This is a genomic window from Pseudomonas sp. LBUM1659 (assembly GCF_059716045.1).
Genome location: NZ_CP166797.1, coordinates 5,494,379 through 5,512,332, shown reverse-complemented (window position 1 = coordinate 5,512,332; position 17,954 = coordinate 5,494,379). Strand labels below are relative to the sequence as shown.

General features: G+C 58.7%; 18 protein-coding genes and 1 pseudogene. 13 read left to right on the top strand and 6 right to left on the bottom strand.

Annotated elements, in window-relative coordinates:
• Positions 1–45 precede the first annotated feature (45 nt).
• Positions 46–489 (bottom strand): RNA polymerase-binding protein DksA, encoded by a 444-nt coding sequence (dksA, locus tag ACA048_RS25085; protein WP_007948662.1) that lies wholly within the window; start codon positions 487–489, stop codon positions 46–48.
• Between the two features lie 333 nt (positions 490–822).
• Between dksA and ACA048_RS25080 the strand changes: the two genes are divergently transcribed.
• Both ACA048_RS25080 and sfsA read left to right on the top strand, forming a co-directional pair.
• Positions 823–1,995, top strand: coding sequence for a pyridoxal phosphate-dependent aminotransferase (locus ACA048_RS25080; protein WP_497626723.1), 1,173 nt, complete (start codon positions 823–825; stop codon positions 1,993–1,995).
• Positions 1,995–2,708, top strand: coding sequence for a DNA/RNA nuclease SfsA (gene sfsA / locus ACA048_RS25075; protein WP_497626722.1), 714 nt, complete (start codon positions 1,995–1,997; stop codon positions 2,706–2,708). Before ACA048_RS25080 ends, sfsA begins: the two co-directional genes overlap by 1 nt.
• On the opposite strand, the gene ACA048_RS25070 is transcribed toward sfsA, so the two are convergent.
• The gene (locus tag ACA048_RS25070; RefSeq protein WP_497626721.1) at positions 2,705–3,022 is read right to left on the bottom strand and encodes a Rieske (2Fe-2S) protein; all 318 of its coding nucleotides are present in this window, start codon (positions 3,020–3,022) and stop codon (positions 2,705–2,707) included. The two genes, sfsA and ACA048_RS25070, sit on opposite strands and share 4 nt — an antisense overlap.
• A 164-nt stretch (positions 3,023–3,186) precedes the next feature.
• Here ACA048_RS25070 and ACA048_RS25065 point away from each other — a divergent pair, with 164 nt between their 5' ends.
• Genes ACA048_RS25065 through ACA048_RS25050 form a run of 4 tightly spaced genes read left to right on the top strand, consistent with a single transcriptional unit; the run spans position 3,187 to position 6,732 of the window.
• A complete protein-coding gene (locus ACA048_RS25065; protein WP_497626720.1) occupies positions 3,187–4,059 on the top strand; it encodes a heme/hemin ABC transporter substrate-binding protein in 873 nt (290 codons plus the stop codon).
• A 50-nt stretch (positions 4,060–4,109) separates the two neighbouring features.
• On the top strand, positions 4,110–5,093 hold the full coding sequence (locus ACA048_RS25060; RefSeq protein ID WP_452628996.1) for a FecCD family ABC transporter permease: 984 nt from the start codon (positions 4,110–4,112) through the stop codon (positions 5,091–5,093).
• Positions 5,093–5,860: a heme ABC transporter ATP-binding protein gene (locus ACA048_RS25055; protein WP_497626719.1), complete on the top strand. Its 768-nt coding sequence runs from the start codon at positions 5,093–5,095 to the stop codon at positions 5,858–5,860. The genes ACA048_RS25060 and ACA048_RS25055 overlap by 1 nt, the downstream gene beginning before the upstream one ends.
• 20 nt (positions 5,861–5,880) lie before the next feature.
• Positions 5,881–6,732 (top strand): ChaN family lipoprotein, encoded by an 852-nt coding sequence (locus tag ACA048_RS25050; protein ID WP_497626718.1) that lies wholly within the window; start codon positions 5,881–5,883, stop codon positions 6,730–6,732.
• Between the two features lie 266 nt (positions 6,733–6,998).
• Here the strand turns inward: ACA048_RS25050 and ACA048_RS25045 are convergent, their stop codons facing one another.
• The 3 genes from ACA048_RS25045 to ACA048_RS25035 all read right to left on the bottom strand — a co-directional run bounded on the left by ACA048_RS25045 (position 6,999) and on the right by ACA048_RS25035 (position 9,495).
• Complete coding sequence (locus tag ACA048_RS25045) at positions 6,999–7,271, bottom strand: TfoX/Sxy family protein (protein WP_497626717.1); 273 nt, start codon at positions 7,269–7,271, stop codon at positions 6,999–7,001.
• 233 nt (positions 7,272–7,504) lie between these two features.
• Positions 7,505–7,849: a pentapeptide repeat-containing protein gene (locus tag ACA048_RS25040; RefSeq protein WP_310339230.1), complete on the bottom strand. Its 345-nt coding sequence runs from the start codon at positions 7,847–7,849 to the stop codon at positions 7,505–7,507.
• A gap of 89 nt (positions 7,850–7,938) precedes the next feature.
• Positions 7,939–9,495 carry a bifunctional aminoglycoside phosphotransferase/ATP-binding protein gene (locus ACA048_RS25035; protein WP_497626716.1) on the bottom strand — a complete coding sequence of 519 codons (1,557 nt, stop codon included), beginning with the start codon at positions 9,493–9,495 and terminating at the stop codon, positions 7,939–7,941.
• 118 nt (positions 9,496–9,613) lie between these two features.
• Here ACA048_RS25035 and mrcB point away from each other — a divergent pair, with 118 nt between their 5' ends.
• Genes mrcB through ACA048_RS25020 form a run of 3 tightly spaced genes read left to right on the top strand, consistent with a single transcriptional unit; the run spans position 9,614 to position 13,036 of the window.
• Positions 9,614–11,938: a penicillin-binding protein 1B gene (gene mrcB, locus ACA048_RS25030; protein WP_223515688.1), complete on the top strand. Its 2,325-nt coding sequence runs from the start codon at positions 9,614–9,616 to the stop codon at positions 11,936–11,938.
• Positions 11,939–11,954: 16 nt separating this feature from the next.
• Positions 11,955–12,701, top strand: a complete 747-nt coding sequence (locus ACA048_RS25025) for a tetratricopeptide repeat protein (protein WP_497626715.1) — start codon at positions 11,955–11,957, stop codon at positions 12,699–12,701.
• Complete coding sequence (locus ACA048_RS25020; RefSeq protein WP_497626714.1) at positions 12,701–13,036, top strand: YqcC family protein; 336 nt, start codon at positions 12,701–12,703, stop codon at positions 13,034–13,036. Before ACA048_RS25025 ends, ACA048_RS25020 begins: the two co-directional genes overlap by 1 nt.
• Before the next feature lie 41 nt (positions 13,037–13,077).
• Here ACA048_RS25020 and ACA048_RS25015 read toward each other — a convergent pair.
• A pseudogene (locus tag ACA048_RS25015) lies at positions 13,078–13,215 on the bottom strand (DUF4124 domain-containing protein); the annotation flags it as partial.
• A 403-nt stretch (positions 13,216–13,618) separates the two neighbouring features.
• Between ACA048_RS25015 and ACA048_RS25010 the strand changes: the two are divergent.
• From ACA048_RS25010 to pssA, 4 genes are all read left to right on the top strand, one after another.
• Positions 13,619–15,343, top strand: coding sequence for an acetolactate synthase 3 large subunit (locus ACA048_RS25010; RefSeq protein WP_497626713.1), 1,725 nt, complete (start codon positions 13,619–13,621; stop codon positions 15,341–15,343).
• Positions 15,344–15,345: 2 nt separating this feature from the next.
• Positions 15,346–15,837 carry an acetolactate synthase small subunit gene (gene ilvN, locus ACA048_RS25005; RefSeq protein WP_003176102.1) on the top strand — a complete coding sequence of 164 codons (492 nt, stop codon included), beginning with the start codon at positions 15,346–15,348 and terminating at the stop codon, positions 15,835–15,837.
• Positions 15,838–15,885: 48 nt separating this feature from the next.
• Positions 15,886–16,902, top strand: coding sequence for a ketol-acid reductoisomerase (ilvC, locus tag ACA048_RS25000; protein ID WP_007948647.1), 1,017 nt, complete (start codon positions 15,886–15,888; stop codon positions 16,900–16,902).
• Between the two features lie 145 nt (positions 16,903–17,047).
• Positions 17,048–17,905, top strand: a complete 858-nt coding sequence (gene pssA, locus ACA048_RS24995; protein WP_007948646.1) for a CDP-diacylglycerol--serine O-phosphatidyltransferase — start codon at positions 17,048–17,050, stop codon at positions 17,903–17,905.
• Positions 17,906–17,954 lie beyond the last annotated feature (49 nt).

Genomic DNA, 17,954 nt, shown 5'->3' with positions numbered 1-17,954 from the left:
CAAAAACGGAGCGTTCGCACGCTCCGTTCTTCGTTCAAGTCGATGTTACTTGCCGACTTGCTTTTCCTTGATTTCCGCCAGGGTCTTGCAGTCAACGCACATGTCGGCGGTAGGGCGGGCTTCCAGTCGCTTGACGCCGATTTCGACGCCGCAGGACTCGCACCAACCATATTCTTCGTCTTCAATCAGTTGCAGTGTCTTGTCGATCTTCTTGATCAGCTTGCGCTCGCGGTCGCGGGCACGCAGCTCGAGGCTGAATTCTTCTTCCTGGCTGGCACGGTCTGCCGGGTCCGGGAAGTTGGCCGCTTCGTCTTTCATGTGATCAACAGTACGGTCGACTTCCTGCATCAAGTCCTGTTTCCACTTGTTCAGGATCTTGGTGAAGTGCGCGCGCATGGGCTTGCCCATGTACTCCTCGCCCTTCACTTCTTTGTAGGGTTCGAAGCCGCTGATTGTCGTGCTTTGCTGTTGCTTTGCTTGGGTGGGCATGAAATGGACCGCCTCTACTCTTGTAATCCATCTGCGCAGGATTGCTCCATCACCGACACCTGCCGGCCCTGCGGCTGCAAGCGGGCGAACTTACCAGATCAAATCGGGGCGCGCTACTCCCGGATGTTGAAGTAGTGGCTCGGGGCGCTTGCAAATCATTGCAAAGCCTTGTCTGGTGGTGTTGGAGACCTGGTCAAATATTGATTTTAGTCAAACTTGGAGTACTCGTTTGAGTCGTTTATGGTCAGGTGCTAAGGCGTCTGACCGCTTTAGGCTCTCGCTCGTTCCTGCGCATGGGTAGAATTGATTCTTTTCTCTGTTGAAGGAAGGCTAATGGCTCAGTCCTACAGTGCCCGCAGTCGTGCAATCGAACCTTTCCACGTCATGGCGTTGCTGGCGCGGGCCAATGAACTGCAAGCCGCTGGCCACGACGTGATTCACCTGGAAATCGGCGAGCCGGACTTCACCACCGCCGAGCCGATCATTCAGGCCGGCCAGGCCGCATTGACGGCGGGGAAGACTCGTTACACCGCTGCGCGGGGCATTCCCGAGCTTCGAGAGGCCATTTCCAATTTCTATCAGCAGCGTTATGGGTTGAACATTGATCCCGAACGAATCCTCATCACCCCCGGCGGTTCGGGCGCCTTATTGCTAGCCACTGCCTTGCTGGTGGACCCGGGCAAGCACTGGCTGTTGGCGGATCCGGGCTACCCCTGCAACCGGCACTTTCTGCGATTGGTGGAGGGTGCGGCGCAGCTTGTTCCTGTAGGTCCGGAGGTGCGTTATCAGCTAACCCCTGATCTGGTCGCGCGTCACTGGGATCACGACAGCGTGGGCGCGTTAGTGGCTTCCCCAGCCAATCCGACCGGGACGATCCTGACGCGCGACGAACTGGCGAGCTTGTCTGCGGCGATCAAGCTCCGACACGGCCATCTGGTGGTGGATGAGATCTATCACGGCCTGACGTACGGCACCGATGCCGCCAGCGTGCTGGAAGTCGATGACAACGCATTTGTGCTGAACAGCTTTTCAAAATACTTCGGCATGACTGGCTGGCGTCTCGGTTGGCTGGTCGCACCGGCGGCTGCCGTCGGTGAGCTGGAAAAACTCGCACAAAATCTCTACATCAGCGCGCCGAGCATGGCCCAGCACGCCGCATTGGCCTGCTTTGAGCCGGCGACCATCAGCATTCTCGAAGAGCGCCGTGCCGAATTTGGTCGTCGTCGCGATTTCCTGCTGCCTGCGTTGCGCGAGCTGGGTTTTGGCATTGCCGTGGAGCCGGAAGGCGCGTTCTATTTGTACGCGGATATCAGCAAGTTCGGCGGTGATGCCTTCGCGTTCTGTCGGCACTTCCTCGAAACTGAACACGTGGCAATTACCCCGGGACTGGATTTCGGGCGCTTTCACGCTGGACACCACGTGCGTTTTGCCTACACCCAAAGCCTGCCGCGCTTGCAGGAAGCGGTCGAGCGGATCGCTCGCGGTTTGAAGAGCTGGCAAGGCTGATGCGTTTTCAGCCTCCCCTCGAAGAAGGGCGCCTGATCCGGCGTTACAAGCGCTTTCTCGCCGATATCGAAACCGTTAGCGGCGAGTTGCTGACCCTTCATTGTCCCAACACGGGCTCGATGCTCAATTGCCAGGTTGAAGGTGGGCAGGTCTGGTTCAGCCGCTCCAATGACCCCAAGCGCAAGTTGCCTGGTACCTGGGAAATCGGCGAAACCCCTCAAGGGCGCTTGTTTTGCGTCAATACCGGGCGAGCCAATGGATTGATTGAAGAGGCACTACGCGCCGGTGTGATCAGTGAGCTGAACGGTTTTACCGGGTTCAAGCGCGAAGTCGCCTATGGGCAGGAAAGCAGCCGAATCGATTTTCGTCTCGATTACCCCAGCGGCCCGGCTTATGTAGAAGTCAAAAGCGTCACCCTGGGCTTCGACGGTTCCTCGGTGGCCGCGTTTCCCGATGCGGTGACCCAGCGCGGGGCCAAGCATTTGCGCGAATTGGCGCATTTGGCCCGGGACGGGATTCGTGCGGTTCAGTTGTATTGCGTCAACCTGACCGGCACCGATGCCGTGCGTCCTGCTGAAGAAATCGATTCGGCCTACGCGGCGGCCTTGCGTGAGGCCGTGGCGTGCGGGGTCGAGGTGCTGGCCTATGGCGTGAGTTTGACCCATGAAGAGATGGTGGTTGATCGGCGCCTGGACGTGCTGCTCAACGGCTAAAAGCTGACCCAGATGCCTTGCGCGTCTTCACGGCAGGGCACGGCGGTCAACGATTGACCGGCGCAGGGGCCGGAAACGCATTCGCCGTCTTCGATCAGAAACAGTGCGCCGTGGGTGGCGCACTGGATCAGGCTGTTACTGGGGTCGAGAAAGCTGTCTGGCGTCCATTCCAGGCCGACACCACGGTGCGGGCAGCGATTGACGTAGACGTAGACCTGGCCGTCGCGGCGTACGGCAAAGAGCTTCTGCCCTTCGATGTCGAAACCGCGACTGCTGGCGTCAGCCAATTCGGCACCTGTGCAAAGAAACTTCATGTCTATCCTCTAGTCCTGCGTCTCGTGACCAGAAATGTCCGAGCTTGACGTTCAAATGCAAACAATTATCAAATGGCCGCCTTGCCCGTCGGCGCAGGTGCCAGAGGCCGAGAATACTTGGCCTGCCATCTCGGTGCCTGGGAAAACTGTAAAGGAAGCTGTTTATGCGCCCGAGTACCCGCGTTGCTGCGTTCTGTGTCGGACTCTTCGTCAGTCATCCTGGCGCAGCGGCCGAGTTGCCGCAACGTTGGGTCAGTGCCGGTGGCGCGTTGTCCGAATGGGTGAGCGCACTGGGGGGCGAATCGAAACTGGTCGGTGTCGACACCACCAGTCAGCATCCTGAAAGCCTCAAGGCGCTGCCAAGCATTGGCTATCAGCGCCAATTGTCGGCGGAAGGCATCTTGAGCTTACGCCCGCAGCTACTCATCGGCACCGAAGAAATGGGCCCGCCGCCAGTGCTCTCGCAGATTCGTAACGCGGGGGTGCAGGTCGAGTTGTTCTCGGCTCAGCCGGATCTGCCGACGTTACAGGGCAATTTGCAGCATCTGGGCAAGTTGCTGGGAGCTGAAAACCAGGCTGCCCAGGCGTACCAGCATTATCTGGCGCAACTCGATCAACAAAAAATCCGCGTGACCCAGGCACAGCAGATGCAACAATCACCGGGCGTTTTGATGCTGCTCGGGCATGCCGGCGGCAAACCGCTCATCGCTGGCAAAGACACTGCCGCCGATTGGTTGCTGCAACAGGCGGGTGGCCACAACCTGGCCACGCATACGGGCTATAAGTCATTTTCTGTCGAGTCGCTGGTGAGCCTGGACCCTGAGGTGCTGGTGTTTGCCGACCGCGCTCTAATGGGGGATGCGGCGCGTGCCGCACTGTTCAAGGAAAACCCGATGCTGTCCTCGACCCGCGCGGCGAGGGATGGTCGAGTCATAGAGCTGGATCCGACGTTGCTGGTGGGCGGGCTGGGACCACGGTTGCCCGATAGCCTGAAAAAGCTGTCTGACGGGTTCTTTCCTGGCACGGCCGGCCAATGACCGTCCTGGTTAAACCTCGTGCTCTGTTCATTGGCCTGAGCCTTCTATGTTTGCTGGCGATCTGGCTGTCGTTGGCGCTGGGGCCGGTCAGTTTGCCGTTGCTCGACACCTTGCACGCTGCGCTGCGCCTGGTCGGATTGCCGATTGCGCCGGACGGTCTGGAGCAAGCCGAATTGATCGTGGGGCAGATCCGACTGCCGCGAACCTTGCTGGGCCTGGCGGTGGGCGGCGTGCTGGCGCTGACCGGTGTGGCGATGCAGGGCCTGTTTCGTAACCCGCTGGCGGACCCGGGATTGGTGGGGGTGTCCAGCGGCGCAGCATTGGGTGCGGCCATCGCGATTGTGGGCGGGTCAATGTTTGGCGGTCTGCCCGAGTCGTTCGGGCCTTATTTGCTGTCGGTATGTGCGTTTCTCGGTGGCTTGGGGGTGACGGCGCTGGTGTATCGACTGGGCCGACGAAACGGCCAGACGAACGTCGCGACGATGCTGCTGGCCGGTATCGCATTGACCGCTCTGGCGGGTTCGGCGGTGGGGTTGTTCACCTATCTGGCTGACGACGCGACCCTGCGTACGCTGACATTCTGGAATTTGGGCAGCCTCAATGGCGCCAGTTACGCGCGACTCTGGCCATTGTTGGTGGTGAGTGCGGGCGTGGCGCTGTGGTTGCCGCGTCGAGCCAAGGCCTTGAATGCGTTGTTGCTGGGAGAGTCGGAGGCCGGTCATCTGGGCATTAATGTCGAGGGGCTCAAGCGCGAATTGGTGTTCTGCACAGCACTGGGGGTTGGCGCGGCGGTGGCGGCGGCGGGGATGATCGGATTTGTCGGGCTGGTGGTGCCGCACCTCGTGCGCTTGCTGGCCGGTCCCGATCATCGAGTATTGTTGCCCGCCTCGGTACTGGCAGGTGCGAGTCTTCTGTTGTTTGCCGATCTGGTGGCGCGACTGGCCCTGGCGCCCGCCGAACTGCCGATCGGCATCGTTACGGCCTTTATTGGTGCGCCATTTTTCCTGTTCTTGTTGCTCCGGAGGCGCGCCTGATGTTGCGCTCGCAGAACTTGCAAATCCGTCGGGGCGCCAAGACTGTGCTGACGGACATCACGCTTGAGCTCCTGTCTGGCGAAGTGCTTGGCGTGCTCGGTCCCAATGGCGCCGGCAAAAGTACTTTGCTGAGTGCCTTGTGCGGCGAATTGCACGCCCATCAGGGAAGCGTCTGGCTAGATGATCACGAATTGCGTCACTGGGCCGCCGCGTTGCGCGCGCAACGTCTGGCGGTCCTGCCGCAGGTGTCGACCCTGGACTTTGCCTTTCTCGTCGAAGAAGTGGTGGGTATGGGGCGTTTGCCCCATCAAAGCGGTCGGGTACGCGATGACGAGATTGTCGCTGCCGCGTTGCACGCCGCCGATGCCGGGCACCTGAGTGGCCGCAGCTATCTGGCGTTGTCCGGTGGCGAGCGTCAGCGGGTGCATCTGGCCCGGGTGCTGGCGCAGCTCTGGCCGGGCGAGGCGGGGCAGACGCTGTTGCTCGATGAGCCGACCTCGATGCTCGACCCGCTGCATCAGCACACCACACTGCAAGCGGTGCGCGAGTTTGCCGATCGCGGAGGGGCCGTATTGGTCATCTTGCATGATCTGAACCTGGCGGCGCGCTATTGTGATCGTCTGTTACTGCTTGAGGGCGGGCGTCCGGTGGCACTGGATACGCCGGAACAGGTCCTGAAACCCGAGCCGCTCAAAGCCGTGTTCGGCCTGGAAGTATTGGTCCAGCAACACCCGGAGCGTGGGCATCCGCTGATCATCGCCCGCTGATACTTGTCATCGAGGTGAACATGCGTGGAATTTTGCTGTTGGCCGTACTGCTATTGAGTGCCTGCCAGCATGTCTCGGAGCCACCGCCGGTCAGCGCTGACATTCGGGACCTGAGTACCGGTGAAACTCTGACGGCGCCGGAACTGATCGAACGACTTGCCAAGCCTTCACGGCTGATCGTCGGTGAGCAGCATGACAATCGCGATCACCACCAACTGCAACTGTGGTTGCTGCAGTCGCTGGGTGAGCGGCGGCCCCAAGGCAGTTTGCTCCTGGAAATGCTTACGCCGGATCAACAAAAGCGCGTCGATGGTGTTCGTCAAGCCTCGACACCACCGGAAAATTTGCCTGCTGCTTTGGCTTGGCAGGAGGGTTGGGACTGGGACCTGTACGGGCCGATCGTACGTTTCGCGCTGACTCAGCCTTATCCGCTGCTCGCGGCCAATCTGGATAACCTCGAGGTGCGTGCGGTCTACGCCAAACCGCCGGCATTGAGCGGTTCGCGGTCCAATGCAGCGTCGGTCAAGGAAGCGTTGCTGGCACAGATCAGCGACTCCCATTGCGGCTTGCTGCCCACTTCACAAATGCCCGCCATGTTGGCGGTCCAGCAGCAACGAGATCGGCGAATGGCCGAGCGTTTGCTGGCAGCCCCGACGCCTTCACTGCTGTTTGCCGGTGCCTATCACGCGCGCAAGGACGTTGGCGTGCCGATCCATATGCTGGATTTGGGGCAGGCGCAAGCGCCGACGGTATTGATGCTGGCAGAGCAGGGGGCCTTGGTAACAGCAACAATGGCCGATTACGTCTGGTACACCCCCGCTTCACCGCCTCAGGATTATTGCGCGCAGATGCGTCAGCAGTTCGGCAAATAACGTCCAGGTTTTTCACGGGCAAAAAAAGACCCGGCAAGAGCCGGGTCAAATAACCGTGATTAGCCTGATGAGGAGATATCTGAGAGTCCGAACCAAGGGCTTTTCAAATATCGACCAGTCTCGCGACCAGTTGTGATAATAATATCGATTCTCATTACCAAGTCAACCGCTGTTTTTTGATTTCTTTTAAATGGGCCGTCAACCCGTTTCAAAGCCCAGTCATTACTGGGTAGTCCGGGCTGCGCGCCTGAGCGAAATCAATGCCTTCAAACCTTGTTGCGTGACGAAATCGCTTCCAGTTGTTTGTTCAAGTCTTCTTTACGTTCGGCTGGGATGTCGTTCCAGTGCACATCCATCAATGCGCCTTCGATCGCATACAACAACACCTTGGACGCCCGAAACCCGCGCGTACGCACGGCCCGATATGCATCCACCGCCCCAAGGCGACGCAAGTCCGAGGCGCTGTGGATACCCACGGCATGCAACCACTGCGCCGACGTTTTGCCAAGATTTTTCAGGTGTTGCAGTTCATCATTCATCAAGCCTCCTTGCGACGGCCGAACGGTGCGTGAGCGAACTTCTCAGGAGTGTAGCCATCAGTAGGAAAAGCGTGATTGTTTGGTGGATTTCGACGTAAAAGCTTCTAAGAAGCAAACTCAACTTGAGTGAATGTCGGCGAACGCAATGGGGTGGGATACTAGATAGCCTTTGGGGGCTCACACGGAGTCCAGCGCAAAGCGGGGGCGCTGGACCTGTCAGGTAAAGCGTCGTTTTAGCGAGTGCGATAACGCAGGCGAGTGCCGAAGTTCATCGACATCAGGATCTCGTCCGCGCTCAGCTCTGGCGGGAAGTACGCGCCGGAGATCTGTGCGTGCGCAAGGCTGGCACCTTCGAGGGATGCGTTGCGAAAGTCGATGCCTCGCAAGTCCGCGGAACGGAAATAGGCATCGGTAAAGTCGACGCCATCAGCGTTCAGCTCGCGCAAGTCCAGGCCGCGGAAATCGCCACCGACCATGTCGATAGGTCCGTCTTTGGGCCGTTCGTTGTTGAAGCCTGTGATGTCGTCTTTGTGCAGCAAGGCATACAGCGGGGTGTCGAGAAATTTGGGCTGGCTCATGTCGCATCACCTGATGGTTTTATGACGCCAGTGTAGTGCCACTATTTGACAGCCGTGAAGCCAGGGGAGGCTTCACGGCTGAAATAATTTTACAGGCCTGGCATGCGTTGACGAATTTGCGCAACGACCGTGTCGAGCGTCCCGCTTTCATTGGTCTGGACGCGCTTGCTGCACAGAATCTCAGCTGGCGTCAGCGGTTCACGATTGGCTTGCTGGGCTTCTATAACGGCCAGGTTGGCGTCGGATGGGTCCTTGTTGTCTGCCTGGCGCAGGGCCAGCCAGCTCTCGATTACGGCTTGCGGCGCATTGCAATCGAGGATCAGGAACGGTGCACCCGTGGCCTCGGCGATTTTTGCCGCGCCGTCGCGCTGGTCGCGCTTGAGGTAAGTGGCATCGATCACCACCGGGAAACCGGCGCGCAGGATGATCCCGGCAATCTCATGCAGACGGCTGTAGGTGGCGGCGCTGGCGTCGGCACTATAAATGCCGGCCTGCGGGTCATTCGGTACGGTTTGTTCGCCGAACAGTCGTTTGCGTTCTACATCCGAGCGAAGGCGGATGGCGCCCAACGCTTCGACCAGACGCATGGCGACGCGGCTCTTGCCGACGGCGGACACGCCGTGGGTAATCGCCATGAAACGCGAAGGAATGGTGCTGTAGCTTTCCGCGAGGTTGGCGTAGTTGCGGTACTGGCGCAGGGTCGTGGCGCGCTGCACCGGATCGGCTTCGGCGGGCATGCTGAACAGGCTGACTTTGGCGCGAACCAGTGCGCGGTAGGCTTTATAGAAGTTCAGCAGTTCAAGGCCTTGATAGTCCCCGGTCAGCTCCAGGTATTGGCTGATGAACCGGCGCGCGAGGGACTTCAGGCCACGGTCTTCCAGGTCCATCGCCAGGAAACCGGTGTCGGCGTAGACGTCGGTGAAACGGAACGGTTCGTTGAACTCGATGCAGTCGAAGATCACGACCTTGTCATCGATCACGGTGGCGTTACCCAGGTGGATATCACCGTGGCATTCGCGGATGAAACCCTCGGCCTTGCGCTGAGCGAACAGTGGCTTGAGGCGTTCGAAGCTGCTTTCGGCCCAGGCTTGCAGGGCATCGAGTTGCTGCAGATCGGCCTTATCGCTGAGGAACGGGCGGATCTGTTCGAAGTTCTGACGCACGGGCGCCATGACGCTGTCCGGGGTGCCAGCTTCGTGTTCGGCAGGAACTTTCGGCGCGTTGAGGTGGAATTGAGCGATCTGCGCGGCCATCTCGTCGATGTGCGCGGTGGTCAGTTCGCCATTGGCCTGCAGGGTGCTGAGCAGCTGGCTTTGGGGGAATTGACGCATTTTCAGGGCGAAATCGACGACCGGACCTTCACCGCCCAGTTGTGGTGCTTCGGCACTGCCGGTGATTGGCAGCACTTCCAGATACAAATCGTTGGTCAGGCGCTGGTTCAAGCGCAGTTCTTCTGCGCAGAAATGCTCGCGGGCGTCGAGGCTGGTGAAGTCAAGAAAGCCGAAATTCACTGGCTTCTTCACTTTATAAGCAAAGGGGCCTGTGAGGATGACCCAGGAAATATGGGTTTCGATGACCTGGAACCCGTCTACCGGATGCGGGTAGAGGGCCGGGTTTTGCAGGGCGGCGATCAGGGGCTGGCTCACAGGCGATCCTTCAGAGTCTGGGAAAAATTCAAGGCCGCCATTATGGCCGCAAGTCCGCCTGACGCAAACCTTGGAGGGCGCCTGTTGAGTATGAATAAAGTGCGTATAATCCGCCGCCATGACTCGTACTCGATCCCCCCGCACTCCAAAAAAACCACCTTCCAGGGGCCTGAGCCCTTGGCTGGGCTGGGCCCTTAAACTCAGTCTGGTCGGCCTCGTCGTGCTCGCCGGATTCGCGGTTTACCTCGACGCTATCGTCCAGGAAAAATTTTCCGGCAAGCGCTGGACGATCCCGGCCAAGGTGTATGCGCGCCCGCTTGAGCTGTTTACCGGCCAGAAACTGAGCAAGGATGACTTCCTTACCGAGCTCGACGCCTTGGGCTACCGCCGCGAAAGCGTGAGCAACGGCCCGGGCGCCGCGTCGGTCAACGGCAATACCGTCGACTTGAATACCCGTGGCTTCCAGTTCTATGAAGGCCTGGAAAAGCCGCAGCCCGTGCGCGTGCGTTTCTCCGGTGACTATGTCGCGGAGCTCTCGGCGACCGATGGTTCGAAGCTTTCGGTGGTGCGGCTGGAGCCGCTGATGATCGGCGGGATTTACCCGAAAAACCTGGAAGACCGTATCCTGATCAAACTCGATCAGGTGCCCCCGTATCTGCTGGAAACCCTGGTTGCAGTGGAAGACCGGGATTTCTATAGCCACTGGGGCGTGTCACCCAAGTCGATTGTCCGAGCCGTCTACGTCAACACCTCTGGCGGAAAGATGACCCAGGGCGGCAGTACGCTGACACAACAGTTGGTCAAGAACTTCTACCTGACCAGTGAACGCAGCCTGTCGCGCAAACTCACCGAAGCCATGATGGCGATGTTGCTTGAGCTGCATTACGACAAACGAGAAATTCTTGAGGCTTACCTCAATGAAGTGTTCGTTGGTCAGGACGGCCAGCGCGCGGTTCACGGTTTCGGTCTGGCCAGCCAGTTCTTCTTCGGGCAGCCGTTGTCCGAACTGAAACTGCATCAAGTTGCCATGTTGGTGGGGATGGTCAAGGGGCCGTCCTATTACAACCCGCGTCGCAATCCTGAGCGGGCGCTGGAACGACGCAATCTGGTGCTCGATGTCCTTGAGCAACAAGGCGTCGCCACCGCTGAGCAGGTCGCTGCCGCGAAGAAAATGCCACTGGGTGTGACGACGCGCGGCAAGCTGGCCGACAGTTCGTTCCCGGGTTTTATCGATCTGGTTAAACGCCAGTTGCGCGAAGACTACCGCGACGAAGACTTGACCGAAGAGGGGCTGCGGATCTTCACCAGCTTCGACCCGATTCTGCAAATGAAAGCCGAAGCCTCTGTCAACGACACCTTCAAGCGCCTGTCCGGTCGCAAGGGTTCCGATGAAGTCGAAGCGGCCATGGTCGTGACCAACCCGGAAACCGGTGAGGTCCAGGCCATGATCGGCAGCCGTCAGGCCAGTTTTGCAGGTTTCAACCGTGCACTGGACGCGGTACGCCCCATCGGTTCGTTGATCAAGCCGGCGGTTTATCTGACGGCTCTTGAGAAACCCACTCAATACACTCTGACCAGTTGGCTGTCGGACGAATCCTTCTCGGTCAAAGGCGCGGACGGTCAGGTCTGGAAACCGCAGAACTACGATCACCGTTCCCACGGTACGGTGTTCCTGTATCAGGGGCTGGCGCATTCCTACAACCTGTCGACCGCGCGTCTGGGCTTGGCAATGGGTGTACCGAATGTCCTCAAAACCCTGGCTCGCTTGGGCGTGACTCGCGAATTCCCTGCGTTCCCGTCGATGTTGCTGGGCGCAGGTGGCATGACGCCGATTGAAGTGGCGACCATGTACCAGACCCTCGCCAACGGTGGTTTCAATACGCCGATGCGTGGGATTCGTAGCGTATTGACCGCCGAAGGCGAACCGCTCAAGCGCTATCCGTTCCAGATAGAGCAGCGTTTTGACCCGGCATCCATTTACCTGATCCAAAGCGCCATGCAGCGGGTCATGCGTGAAGGTACCGGCAGTTCGGTTTATAACGTGTTGCCCAAGACTCTGACCCTGGCCGGCAAGACCGGTACCAGTAACGATTCCCGGGACAGCTGGTTTGCCGGTTTCAGTCAGGACTTGCTGGCGGTGGTCTGGCTGGGCCGCGATGACAACGGCAAGACTCCGTTTACGGGTGCCACCGGTGCCTTGCAGGTCTGGACCAGTTTCATGCGTAAGGCCGATCCGCTGCCGCTGGACATGCCGCAGCCGGACAACGTTGTTCAAGCCTGGGTCGATTCGCGTACCGGGCAAGGCTCCGATGCGGGCTGCCCAGGCGCTGTACAGATGCCGTATATTCGCGGCAGCGAACCACCTCCCGGTGCGGCTTGTGGTGGCGAAGGCCCTGCTTCCGGTGAAACGGTGATGGATTGGGTCAAGGGCTGGATGAATTAAGCAAAGAGGGATTCAAGTGAACAAGTGGTTGATACCAGCGGTTGTCACCGTGGCGTTGCTCAGCGGTTGCTCCACCGTACAGCGTGGTTCGATTCCGGTTGAGGATTCCGGCACGGCTGTGTCCAGCAGTGAGCGGATTTCGGCAAATGGTGGCTTTCGCAAGACGTCTGTGAAGCGTCCTGCGCAAGCCCAATCCCAACCTCAAACCCAGGCGATTCCGCAAGGCGACACCGGTGTAGTGGTGATGGTCCCGGGCGGCGGTGCCGTCACCTCGGCGCCGATCAGTACCTCGCCAATCACGCCAGGCCCGATTACTCCAGGGCCGATCGATACGTCGCCGGTCCAGTCGGCACCGATCAATCAGGGCAGTTACAGCATGCCGTCGACGCCGAGCGGAATACCTTCGGCGAACGCTGGCGGTCTGTCAGCCGACGAGCAGCTGGATGGTCCGGTGCTGGCGTTGTTGACCACGGCTCAGCAGCAACAGGCAAGCGGCGACCTCAACGGTGCTTCGTCCAGTCTGGAGCGTGCTCAGCGCGTCGCTCCGCGTGAGCCGCAAGTGCTTTATCGCCTGGCTCAGGTGCGCATGGCTCAAGGGGATGCCGCGCAGGCGGAACAATTCGCTCGTCGTGGTCTGACGTTCGCCAATGGCCGTCCGGATCTTCAGGCCAGCCTCTGGGATTTGATTGCCCAGGCGCGTGACAAGCAAGGTGATTCTGCCGGCGCAGCATTGGCCCGTCAAAAGGCCAAGGTATCGCTGTGATGGACGCACGTTTCCCGAAGATTGCCGAGCAGTTGCTGTTGATTGAGCGTGAACTGCGGGTGCAGGGGTGGTGGGATGACGTCTCGCCTTCCACTGAAGCGCTTTCCAGCGTCGAGCCGTTTTCGGTCGATACGCTGGACTTCGAGCAGTGGCTGCAATGGATCTTCCTGCCTCGGATGAAAATGCTCCTCGAGCAGGATTTGCCATTGCCCACTGTATCCGGGATTCAGGAGATGGCCGAAATGGTCTTCGCCGCCCGTGATGTCCAGGGCAAGGATCGGCAGCTGCAAGTGCTGCTCAAAGAGTTCGACCTGCTGATCACTACCTCCCGCTGACACCGGTCTTTTGTAGGAACCGAGCTTGCTCGGCTCCTACAGCAGTTTTTCGCAACCTGTTTCTGTGTTTCGCCAATGCGTTCCTGACGTTGTTGATCGGTCAGGCGGCGCATCTCGCCGTCCACATCCTCCCGAAGTCGCGGATTGTTTTGCAGTTGAGCCAGGTTCGTCCGCGCCTGCACGCCATTTCCTGGTCATGAGTTGCGCAATCGAAGCTAACACAGTCGTTGTTTGGCGATTTTTTCTTGCTTTCTCATGTGCTTACTTCAATAAAGCACATTGACGACTTGACTTGCAGAGGACGAAACAGAAGAATCCAAAGTCCGCTGTAGAGGGACTGCCAGAAGCAGACCCACTCAGCAGATCATGAGGCGCACATCCGCGCCGACTTGTTACACCCGCAACGCGTTACCTCGCGCTGGGTGGGAAAGGCCCGCAACACTTGGGACGATCCCAATACTTGCTCAGTCAGTGCTGACGTAGTCGGCGACCACCGTCGCTCATGCTCTGCTGAGAAGTAAACCTATTAAGACCCGTCCCCGTTTGTGTGGGCGGTATTCTGGCGTTTTAGAGGTGAACAACGTGGAGCTTTTATCTGGCGGTGAGATGCTCGTCCGCTTCTTGCGTGACGAAGGCGTCAAATATATCTACGGGTACCCGGGTGGTGCTCTTCTTCATGTCTACGATGCCCTGTTCAAAGAACCGGAAGTGACCCACATCCTGGTTCGTCACGAGCAGGCTGCGACCCATATGGCTGACGGTTATGCCCGTGCCACCGGTAAAGCCGGCGTGGTACTGGTGACTTCCGGCCCGGGCGCAACCAACGCCATCACCGGTATTGCCACGGCCTACATGGACTCCATTCCGATGGTGGTCATTTCCGGCCAGGTGCCTAGCAGCATGGTGGGCACCGATGCGTTCCAGGAAACCGACATGATCGGTATCTCCCGGCCGATCGTGAAGCACAGCTTCATGATCAAGCACGCATCGGAAATCCCGGAAGTCATGAAGAAAGCGTTCTACCTGGCGCAATCCGGTCGTCCGGGCCCGGTCGTTGTCGACATTCCGAAAGACATGACCAACCCGGCCGAGAAGTTCGAATACATCTTCCCGAAGAAAGCCAAGCTGCGTTCCTACAGCCCGGCCGTTCGCGGTCACTCCGGGCAAATCCGCAAGGCGGCAGAAATGCTCCTGGCGGCCAAGCGTCCAGTGATGTACGCCGGCGGCGGTGTGATTCTCGGTGGTGGCTCCGCGCCCCTGACCGAATTGGCGAAGATGCTCAACCTGCCAGTGACCAATACCCTGATGGGCCTGGGTGCCTACCCTGGCACCGACCGTCAGTTCATCGGCATGCTCGGCATGCACGGCAGCTACACCGCCAACCTGGCGATGCATCATGCCGACGTGATTCTTGCAGTCGGCGCCCGCTTCGATGACCGCGTGATCAACGGCCCGGCCAAGTTCTGCCCGAATGCCAAGATCATTCACATCGACATCGACCCGGCTTCGATTTCCAAGACCATCAAGGCAGACGTGCCTATCGTCGGCCCGGTCGAGAGCGTCTTGACCGAAATGGTCGCGATCCTCAAGGAAATCGGCGAGACCCCGAACAAGGAGTCCGTTGCCAGCTGGTGGAAGCAGGTCGACGAATGGCGCGGTGAACGTGGCCTGTTCCCTTACGACAAGGGCGACGGCAGCGTCATCAAGCCGCAGACCGTGATCGAAACCCTGTGCGAAGTCACCAAGGGCGATGCCTTTGTGGCCTCCGACGTGGGTCAGCACCAAATGTTCGCGGCGCAGTACTACAAGTTCAACAAGCCGAACCGCTGGATCAACTCCGGTGGATTGGGCACCATGGGCTTCGGTTTCCCGGCGGCCATGGGTATCAAGTTGAGCTTCCCGGATGCGGATGTCGCCTGTGTAACGGGCGAGGGCAGTATCCAGATGAACATTCAGGAACTGTCCACCTGTCTGCAATATGGTTTGCCGGTAAAAATCGTCATCCTGAACAACGGCGTTCTGGGTATGGTTCGCCAGTGGCAAGACATGAGTTACGGCAGTCGTCACTCGCACTCCTACATGGAGTCGCTGCCTGACTTCGTCAAGCTGGCGGAGGCCTATGGCCACGTCGGCATGCGTATCACCGAATCGAAAGATTTGAAGTCGAAGATGGAAGAAGCGTTTGCCATGAAAGATCGCCTGGTGGTGATCGATATTTCGGTCGACACCAGCGAACACGTCTACCCGATGCAGATCAAAGACGGCTCCATGCGCGATATGTGGCTGAGCAAGACGGAGCGTACTTAATCATGCGACACATTATTTCCTTGCTTCTGGAAAACGAACCGGGCGCTCTGTCTCGTGTAGTCGGCCTGTTCTCGCAGCGCAACTACAACATCGAAAGCCTGACCGTGGCACCAACCGAAGACCCGACTCTGTCGCGTCTGACGCTGACCACCGTTGGCCACGATGAAGTCATCGAGCAGATCACCAAGAACCTGAACAAGCTGATTGAAGTGGTCAAACTGGTCGACCTGTCGGAGAGTGCTCACATCGAGCGCGAACTGATGCTGGTCAAGGTCAAGGCCACCGGCGCCCAGCGTGCCGAGATCAAGCGCACTACCGATATTTACCGTGGGCAGATCGTCGATGTCAGCGCCAGCGTGTATACCGTTCAACTGACCGGTACCAGCGACAAGCTCGACAGCTTCATTCAGTCCATTGGCACTGCGTCGATTCTGGAAACCGTCCGTAGCGGCGTAACCGGTATTGCCCGCGGCGACAAAGTACTCAGCATCTAAACCAAATTAGCGAATGGCCTGAACGGCCTGGATACATAGGGGAATTTCATGAAAGTTTATTACGAAAAAGACTGCGACCTGTCCATCATCCAGGGCAAAAAAGTTGCCATCATCGGTTACGGTTCCCAGGGCCACGCTCAAGCGTGCAACCTGAAAGACTCCGGCGTTGACGTCACTGTTGGTCTGCGTAAAGGTTCGGCCACTGTTGCCAAAGCCGAAGCTCACGGCCTGAAAGTGACTGACGTTGCTTCCGCTGTTGCGGCTGCGGACCTGGTTATGATTCTGACCCCGGACGAGTTCCAGTCTGCCCTGTACAAAAACGAAATCGAGCCGAACATCAAGAAAGGCGCCACCCTGGCCTTCTCCCACGGCTTCGCGATTCACTACAACCAGGTTGTTCCGCGCGCTGACCTCGACGTGATCATGATCGCGCCGAAAGCACCGGGCCACACCGTGCGTTCCGAGTTCGTCAAAGGCGGCGGCATCCCTGACCTGATCGCTATCTATCAGGACGCTTCGGGCAACGCCAAGAACGTTGCGCTGTCCTACGCTGCTGGCGTTGGTGGCGGTCGTACCGGCATCATCGAAACCACCTTCAAGGACGAGACTGAAACCGACCTGTTCGGCGAACAAGCTGTTCTGTGCGGCGGTACTGTTGAACTGGTTAAAGCCGGTTTCGAAACCCTGGTTGAAGCTGGCTACGCGCCGGAAATGGCCTACTTCGAGTGCCTGCACGAACTGAAACTGATCGTTGACCTCATGTACGAAGGCGGTATCGCCAACATGAACTACTCGATCTCCAACAACGCTGAGTACGGCGAGTACGTGACCGGTCCGGAAGTGATCAACGCCGAGTCCCGTCAGGCCATGCGCAACGCCCTGAAACGTATTCAGGACGGCGAATACGCCAAGATGTTCATCAGCGAAGGCGCAACCGGCTATCCTTCGATGACCGCCAAGCGTCGCAACAACGCCGCTCACGGTATCGAAATCATCGGCGAGCAACTGCGCTCCATGATGCCGTGGATCGGTGCCAACAAGATCGTCGACAAAGCCAAAAACTAAGTCACGCCCTTGTACGGAAAACGCGGCCTAGGCCGCGTTTTTTCGTTTGGATCGCTGCTTCTGGTATAAAGCTGCATCGTTTGTGGCCGAACCGTCGTCCCAGACACCTGTCGAAAACTTTCCATCCTGTTGCAAGGTAATGTCCATGAGCGAACGCCCCGAAGAGCCAAACCAGGCTTCTGACGCCGAAAGCCTGCTGCCCATCGATGAACATATCGAAGAAGGGCATGACGCTGAAGGCCGCAAAGTCCGGCATCGTGGTATCTATCTTCTACCGAATCTGTTCACCACTGCGAACCTGTTCGCAGGGTTCTACTCCATCATCAACTCGATGAGCGCCCAGGCGGCGTTGAGTGCTGGTGATTCGGTCAATGCGAGCAAGTACTTTGCTTTTGCCGCCATCGCGATTTTCGTTGCGATGGTGCTCGACGGTCTTGATGGCCGTGTGGCTCGCATGACCAATACCCAGAGCGCTTTTGGTGCCGAGTACGACTCACTGTCAGACATGGTCGCCTTTGGTGTCGCGCCGGCATTGCTGGCGTTTGGCTGGGCCTTGGGTGATATGGGCAAGGTCGGCTGGATGGTCGCCTTCATCTATGTGGCGGGCGCTGCGCTGCGTCTGGCGCGCTTCAACACTCAGGTCGGCACTGCGGACAAGCGCTACTTCATCGGTCTGGCCAGTCCGGCGGCGGCGGGTGTGGTTGCAGGGATTGTCTGGGCGTTCAGCGACTACGGCATTCAGGGATCAAAGATGTCCTTCCTGGTTGCGCTGATGGTTGCGGCTGCCGGCATGCTGATGGTCAGCAACATCAAGTACAACAGCTTCAAGGAACTGGACTTGAAAGGGCGCGTACCTTTTGTGGCGATCCTTGCGGTGGTGCTGGTGTTTGCTGTGGTCTTCAGCGATCCGCCACGCATTCTGCTGCTGGTTTTCCTCGCCTACGCGGCCTCCGGCCCGGTGCAATATCTGTTGCGTCTTCGTCGGCACAAAAACGCCGAGTGATGTAATTTCCCTCATACTCCGCAGTCTATTGGTGCAACTGTTCTCCAAT

What these genes read in the sequence shown, in the direction of transcription:
- dksA (WP_007948662.1), bottom strand. Translation starts at nt 489, where the DNA reads ATGCCCACCCAAGCAAAGCAACAGCAAAGCACGACAATCAGCGGCTTC.
- ACA048_RS25080 (WP_497626723.1), top strand. Translation starts at nt 823, where the DNA reads ATGGCTCAGTCCTACAGTGCCCGCAGTCGTGCAATCGAACCTTTCCAC.
- sfsA (WP_497626722.1), top strand. Translation starts at nt 1,995, where the DNA reads ATGCGTTTTCAGCCTCCCCTCGAAGAAGGGCGCCTGATCCGGCGTTAC.
- ACA048_RS25070 (WP_497626721.1), bottom strand. Translation starts at nt 3,022, where the DNA reads ATGAAGTTTCTTTGCACAGGTGCCGAATTGGCTGACGCCAGCAGTCGC.
- ACA048_RS25065 (WP_497626720.1), top strand. Translation starts at nt 3,187, where the DNA reads ATGCGCCCGAGTACCCGCGTTGCTGCGTTCTGTGTCGGACTCTTCGTC.
- ACA048_RS25055 (WP_497626719.1), top strand. Translation starts at nt 5,093, where the DNA reads ATGTTGCGCTCGCAGAACTTGCAAATCCGTCGGGGCGCCAAGACTGTG.
- ACA048_RS25050 (WP_497626718.1), top strand. Translation starts at nt 5,881, where the DNA reads ATGCGTGGAATTTTGCTGTTGGCCGTACTGCTATTGAGTGCCTGCCAG.
- ACA048_RS25045 (WP_497626717.1), bottom strand. Translation starts at nt 7,271, where the DNA reads ATGAATGATGAACTGCAACACCTGAAAAATCTTGGCAAAACGTCGGCG.
- ACA048_RS25040 (WP_310339230.1), bottom strand. Translation starts at nt 7,849, where the DNA reads ATGAGCCAGCCCAAATTTCTCGACACCCCGCTGTATGCCTTGCTGCAC.
- mrcB (WP_223515688.1), top strand. Translation starts at nt 9,614, where the DNA reads ATGACTCGTACTCGATCCCCCCGCACTCCAAAAAAACCACCTTCCAGG.
- ACA048_RS25020 (WP_497626714.1), top strand. Translation starts at nt 12,701, where the DNA reads ATGGACGCACGTTTCCCGAAGATTGCCGAGCAGTTGCTGTTGATTGAG.
- ilvN (WP_003176102.1), top strand. Translation starts at nt 15,346, where the DNA reads ATGCGACACATTATTTCCTTGCTTCTGGAAAACGAACCGGGCGCTCTG.
- ilvC (WP_007948647.1), top strand. Translation starts at nt 15,886, where the DNA reads ATGAAAGTTTATTACGAAAAAGACTGCGACCTGTCCATCATCCAGGGC.
- pssA (WP_007948646.1), top strand. Translation starts at nt 17,048, where the DNA reads ATGAGCGAACGCCCCGAAGAGCCAAACCAGGCTTCTGACGCCGAAAGC.